This is a genomic window from Microbacterium sp. Bi128, from assembly GCF_918698205.1.
Map to the genome: position 1 here is coordinate 1 of NZ_CAKKMM010001581.1, position 1,119 is coordinate 1,119.

The following is a 1,119-nucleotide window of genomic DNA, read 5'->3' on the forward strand; positions in this document are numbered from 1 at the left end:
CTTGAGGAGCTGGCCGCGGAAGTCCAGTTGCGCACCAAGGAGGCGACGGCAGCGGACGAACTCGTGACCATCGTTGGCCGCTTCCTCGCCGCCGAGGCCGAGTGCGCGGCAATCTCCGGACAGCACGCCGCGGCCCTCAGCACGCACCAGGACCGGAGGCAGCACTGGCTGGACCTCCGTGAGCAACGGCTCACCAACGCCGCCGCCGAGCTCGCCACCCAGCTCTTGGCCGGGGTCCCATGTCCTGTCTGCGGCAGCCCTGAGCACCCGGCACCTGCCCCAGCGGCAGCCTCCGCCTTGGCCGTCGCCGAGGCCGAGAAAACCGCGCAACTGGCCAGCGACACGGCAGAAGAAGCCGTCGCCGCCCTAGGTCGTGAGCTCGCCGAGGCCCAACAGAACGTCGCCGTCCTGGCCGCCCAGGGCGGCAACACACCTGCCGGGGAAGCCCGTGAGGAGGCAGCCTTGGCCCGGGAACGGGCTGATGACGCCGTCCGCGCTGCCACGGACCTTGCTGCGAGCCGGGCCCGGATGGCAGAACTCGAAGCGGTGATCGCCGACGCAGAGCGGGCGCAGGCCGACGCCGCCTCCGGCATCGTGCAGACGCAATCGACGATCGCCGAAATCGACGAACAGGCACAGGCCCTCGAAGCCACCCTGGACAAGCTGCGCGCCGGCCAGGCGACCCTCGAACAGCGGATCGCCGCCCTGACGGCAACCGCGGCGGTCCTGGAGCACGCCGATGCCGCACACTCGGCCCACGAACAGGCTGCCGCCCGCACCGCGGAGGCACGCCGGCACCTTGAAGTGGCCCTTCCCGGAGCCGGTTTCAGCACCGAAACCGCGGCGCGGGAAGCGCTGCTGCCAACGCCGGTGGCCACAAGCCTCGAAACGGCCATCCGGGCCGGACAGGACGAGGCCGCCAGGATCCAGGAACTGTTCGCCGGAGAGGACCTGGCCCTGGCGGCAGCCGAGCGGGCCGCCGGGGACATCGTCAGCGACGCCGCCCTCGAGGAGCTCAGGACGGAATCGGCGGCGGCTGAACGCAAAGCCCGGGAAGCCGTGCTTGCGGCCGGGCTGGCGGAAAACTCGCTCCGGATACTCGGGCGCATCGCTGGTGAC

The 1,119-nt window shown here is 71.5% G+C and carries 1 pseudogene; it reads left to right on the forward strand.

Going from position 1 to position 1,119, the window contains the following annotated elements:
- Positions 1–1,119 (forward strand): annotated as a pseudogene (locus LQV45_RS34700) (SMC family ATPase); the annotation flags it as partial.